The organism is Psychrobacillus sp. (assembly GCF_056205495.1).
Genome location: NZ_JBAEAP010000222.1, coordinates 1 through 4,721, shown reverse-complemented (window position 1 = coordinate 4,721; position 4,721 = coordinate 1). Strand labels below are relative to the sequence as shown.

Below are 4,721 nucleotides of genomic sequence, written 5' to 3'. Positions count from 1 at the left end.
AAAGGCTACCGATTTAACGAATGCCCTGTCATTATGTATTAGTTGGATGGCCTGTTCATCAATAGGTAAACCTGCCTCCTTCAATATCTCTCTCAAAACGCTTGGGTGATCCGGATATGTTCCATCCATTCTGTCATTAACTCTCGCATGCCATTCCCTTTTATAAATCGATTCCTCCAAACCAATTGGTTCTACAGAATAACTTGCTTTCCTTTTTCCCATTTCCCATTCCGTGATCAGTGTCTCATACAAATCAAATAACACAGCCTGAATCACATAGGTTCCCTCCCCCCTAACGCGTTATAGATAATCTTCTACAATTAACAAGTAAAAACCTTCCTTTGGAGAGATTTCAAGCCAATTATTTTGATTTTGAAAAGCATTCCTTTAGGGTATATATATAGGTGACTTAATATAAGGGAGATGTTATTTAATGGAAAATACTTCTATGTTCGATGCATACACTTTACCATCAGGGGTTACATTAAAAAATCGAATTTTAATGGCTCCCATGACTACTTATTCTTCAGAGAAAAATGGAGATGTCTCAGAAGATGAACAAATATATTATGCTCGTCGTGCTAAAAGTGGGATTGGTGCGGTTATCACCGCTTGCGCTTATGCAGAGCCACTTGGTGCTGGGTTTGAGTATTCAATAGGTGCTGAATCGGATGAGAGAATACCTAGCCTCAAGAAACTGGCTAGTGCTATTAAAAATAATGGAGCAAAAGCCATCCTTCAGATTTTCCACGCTGGACGACAATCGAATTCGAGGGTGTTAAACGGTGAACAACCAGTATCTGCAAGTGCTATTGCAGCACCTCGTGACAATGCAGAAGTACCACGAGAGATGACAGAGGAAGAGATTGAAAAGACCATTGCCTCTTTTAAAGAAGCAACCCGCAGAGCCATTGAAGCAGGCTTCGATGGAGTAGAAATCCATGGGGCGAACACTTACTTAATTCACCAGTTCTTCTCTCCACATTCCAATCGTAGAACTGACAAATGGGGTGGGAACCTAGAGAAGCGGATGACATTTCCGTTGGCAATTGTAGATGCGGTTCAAACCGCTGCTAAGCAGTATACAAAGGAGCCATTTATAATAGGCTATCGCTTTTCTCCAGAGGAATATCAGGATCCAGGCTTCACAATGGATGATACATTAAAGCTTTTACGTGTATTGGCTGAAAAAGACCTTGATTATCTTCACGTGTCTCTAGGGCACTTCTTTGGATCTTCTAATAGAGACGAAAGTGATACCACACCACGTATTGAACTTATTCAAGAGGCGATCGGTGACAAGGTACCTTTGATTGGCGTTGGAACCTTGGAATCTAGAGAAGACATTGAGAAAGCATTACATGTTACACCTCTTGTTGCAATTGGGCGCGCATTAATAACTGATCCCGAGTGGTTTTCTAAAATGGAAAAAGGAGAGGACGACTCCATCTTTCCAGCTGTTTATGTAAGCAAAAAAGAGGAGTTAGATATCCCTAATCCATTATGGGATAAAATCATGCAAGTTAAAGGTTGGTTTAAAGTAGCCGACTAATATATATAAAAATGGGCTCCGGAGATTAAATCTCTGGAGCCATTTTTCACTTCATATAAAACAGACCGCCATTGATAATTTCTATTCCCACACGAGCTGCATACTGTTCCTCAAGAGCCTTTTTTTCCATCTCATAGCATTCAGGCTTGTCATCCACACCGTCGTAGAAATACTCCAGCACTTCCAGACTCCTCCGTAAACGTTCCTTTGCTTCTTCAGCCCAAGTATGATCGTCATTAGCAATCACTCCATCAATTAGAGCATCCAGACGCTCTAAGCCACGTAAAGGCTTTATAATATAGGGCAGGTTAAAAACATTGTCAGGCATATCCACATCGAAGCTAATCTCTTTTATCGATTCATGGAAATCCTCTCGAACGATTCCTGTCATTAGGTTTATCCCTAGAGAATAGAACGTTTCTTTCGTTTGATCACTATAATAGGTCACCTTGTAGTTGACCCCAAGCCATGGAGTAAAGATCACTTGTGTATCACTTTTAACTTTTTCGTACATATGGACGAAGGAGCCAAGGTCTTGCACAGCCTTGAACATTTGACTAAGCCTGTTGGAGCCAAAGTGAATAACCTCTCCCTTGACGTCTTCCTTTAGCTTTGTTTTATCTGTGATAAAGGTAAGCTGCATCGGACTTGGCTCAGTGCCAGTTGCTTCTACATACTGCCAATAATACGGACGGTTCATCAGCTTTTTATCCATCTCTTCTGTCAATTGAACAACAACGTAATGGTCATTTTCGCTTAGAATAGGACAATTATTTTCTTTAAAAAATTGAAGTAAAAAGTCGTGAACTTGTTTTGGGTACATGCATACCCTCCTTCCCTACCCTGTTTGTACTATATTGTTTTTTTATAGGTCGTTAATATATCGTCCAGTTCACCGACTACTTTTTCGAATACATCGATTTTCGTGTAAAGCAAATCTAGAATATGCTGCTCAATCGTGTCCTGAATAGCTAAATTATAAATATGGACATCATGCTCCTGCCCTAACCTATGGACACGTCCTATTCGTTGCTCCAGTTTCATCGGGTTCCATGGAAGATCATAATTGATTACATGATGACAAAACTGAAGGTTAATCCCTTCTCCACCCGATTCAGTAGCTATTAATACCTGTGCCTGCTCCTTGAACAAGTGCTTCATCCAATCACGCTTGTTCTTATTGAACTTCCCGTTGAATAAAACGCTCGAAATTCCTTTTGTACTTAAATACCATTGCAGATAAATTTGGCTTGCACGATATTCGGTAAAAATAATGACCTTGTCATCTGCCTCAGCAATAATTTCATACGCCTTCTCCGCCTTTGAGTTCATCTCTAGTGACATGAGCTTTTCCATCAAGCTTTGTACATAAGTAATTTCTTCTTGGTTCGTACACTTTTCAACCATGTTGTTAAGCGTTAAACAAGTTGCTTCCTTGCTGCTACACATTTCCTTTTGAAGGGTAATCATAGAAAAAGCACCAGAAAAGACGGAGGAAACATTTTTTAAATCGGAAATCATTTCATAGACTTCCTTTTCCTCTTTCGTAAATTCGATTGGAATGATTTTCACCTGACGAGTTGTCCACTCAATCCCTGTATCCTGCCTTCTATTTCTAACCATTACCTGATTGACGAGCTCTCTTAAATACTCATCATGCTCTAAGCTATGCTTACTTGCAGAAAACGACTCCTGAAATGTCTCGTAGTTACCCAAATGACCTGGCTTCAATAAAGAAACAAGATAAAATAACTCAAATACATCATTTTGAACAGGCGTAGCTGTTAACAACAAGCAGAATTTCTTTTTCAACCCCTGGACGAATTCATATATTTTCGTTTTATGGTTTTTCAGCTTATGTGCCTCATCAATGATGATCATGTCATAATTTTGAGCATATATAAGCTCTTTATGCGGACTTTTTTTAGCTGTATCCATGCTCATGATGACAATGTCATTGTGGTCAAGGGAATAACTCTTTTTGTATGGAATGGCAGGTATATGAAATTTAAAATTCATCTCCTCTACCCATTGATTAATCAAGGAAGCAGGGGCAAGTATCAAAGCTTTTTTTACTAGTCCTCGCACCATATACTCTTTTAATATCAAGCCTGCTTCTATCGTTTTACCAAGACCTACCTCATCCGCTAAGATTGCCTTTCCATTCATCCGCTCGATTACTGTTCGAGCAACCTCTAATTGGTGGTTTAATGCTTGAAGATTTGGTAAATACTTTGGAGACTGAAGTCCCGTAAACTCTGTTATCAGATTATTTTTCACTATGTCATAACTCATATTATAAAGATTCCAATTATCCCACGGCTCTTCATTTTCTAATCTTTTTGTAAAGCCTTCCTTCCAGGAAGACGACCTTTCAATCAACATAAAAAAACACCTCACAGCAAATCATTTTTCTTAGATTGCCCAAATGTGAGGTGTGTATGATTTTTTTGAAGAATATTACTATAAAAAGAATTTTCCAGTGAATTTTTAAACTATACAAGTCTTCGTACTTCCTCATAAACGTTTAGTGGGACCAACCGATTATTGTCTGAAACCGACCGCATATTTGTGCCGACCGACCGATTATTTGTGCTGACCGACCGATTTCCTTCCAAAACCGACCGATTATTGACTAGAACCGTCCGATTATTAGATTTAATCGTTTGCTCGATATTAATAGAACGTTAAAATGACTTTTCGTATAAAGATTGCCACCTGACTTTCTAATTTGCTTGGTGTAGAAGAATGTTTCATAGAGGAACACAACCAAAGATAGGTTAAAATGTCTTCTATCAGAAAAAAGAGGTTGCATATTTCTTTTAGACATGGTATATTATATCTTGTCTTGTTGCTTTAGAAGTAACATTTTACGGAGGAATACCCAAGTTCGGCTGAAGGGATCGGTCTTGAAAACCGACAGGCGGGTCATACCGCGCGGGGGTTCGAATCCCTCTTCCTCCTCCATTTATTTTTTATGAAATTTGTAGTATAATGTAAGAATAGTTGATTTAAATTTCAACATATATTATTGTCGCGGGGTGGAGCAGTTCGGTAGCTCGTCGGGCTCATAACCCGAAGGTCACAGGTTCAAATCCTGTCCCCGCAACCAAATGGTCCCGTGGTGTAGCGGTTAACATGCCTGCCTGTCACGCAGGAGATCGCCGGT

5 protein-coding genes and 2 tRNA genes are annotated in these 4,721 nt (G+C 39.4%); 4 read left to right on the top strand and 3 right to left on the bottom strand.

Features of this window, described 5'->3' with window-relative positions; all coding sequences use genetic code 11:
* Window positions 1–276, bottom strand: a 276-nt coding sequence (locus tag AC06OU_RS06375) for an HAD family hydrolase (RefSeq protein ID WP_475854727.1), incomplete at its 3' end; no start/stop codon positions are given.
* 157 nt (window positions 277–433) lie between these two features.
* Here AC06OU_RS06375 and AC06OU_RS06370 point away from each other — a divergent pair.
* On the top strand, window positions 434–1,552 hold the full coding sequence (locus AC06OU_RS06370; protein WP_475854725.1) for an NADH-dependent flavin oxidoreductase: 1,119 nt from the start codon (window positions 434–436) through the stop codon (window positions 1,550–1,552).
* Between the two features lie 46 nt (window positions 1,553–1,598).
* Here the strand turns inward: AC06OU_RS06370 and AC06OU_RS06365 are convergent, their stop codons facing one another.
* Window positions 1,599–2,375: a YqhG family protein gene (locus tag AC06OU_RS06365; RefSeq protein ID WP_475854723.1), complete on the bottom strand. Its 777-nt coding sequence runs from the start codon at window positions 2,373–2,375 to the stop codon at window positions 1,599–1,601.
* 29 nt (window positions 2,376–2,404) lie between these two features.
* The gene (locus tag AC06OU_RS06360; RefSeq protein WP_475854721.1) at window positions 2,405–3,937 is read right to left on the bottom strand and encodes a DEAD/DEAH box helicase; all 1,533 of its coding nucleotides are present in this window, start codon (window positions 3,935–3,937) and stop codon (window positions 2,405–2,407) included.
* 162 nt (window positions 3,938–4,099) lie between these two features.
* Here AC06OU_RS06360 and AC06OU_RS06355 point away from each other — a divergent pair, with 162 nt between their 5' ends.
* The 3 genes from AC06OU_RS06355 (at window position 4,100) to AC06OU_RS06345 (ending at window position 4,664) form a co-directional block, all read left to right on the top strand.
* On the top strand, window positions 4,100–4,243 hold the full coding sequence (locus tag AC06OU_RS06355) for a hypothetical protein (protein ID WP_475854719.1): 144 nt from the start codon (window positions 4,100–4,102) through the stop codon (window positions 4,241–4,243).
* A gap of 183 nt (window positions 4,244–4,426) precedes the next feature.
* Window positions 4,427–4,519, top strand: a tRNA-Ser gene (locus tag AC06OU_RS06350).
* Window positions 4,520–4,587: 68 nt separating this feature from the next.
* Window positions 4,588–4,664, top strand: a tRNA-Met gene (locus AC06OU_RS06345).
* Window positions 4,665–4,721 lie beyond the last annotated feature (57 nt).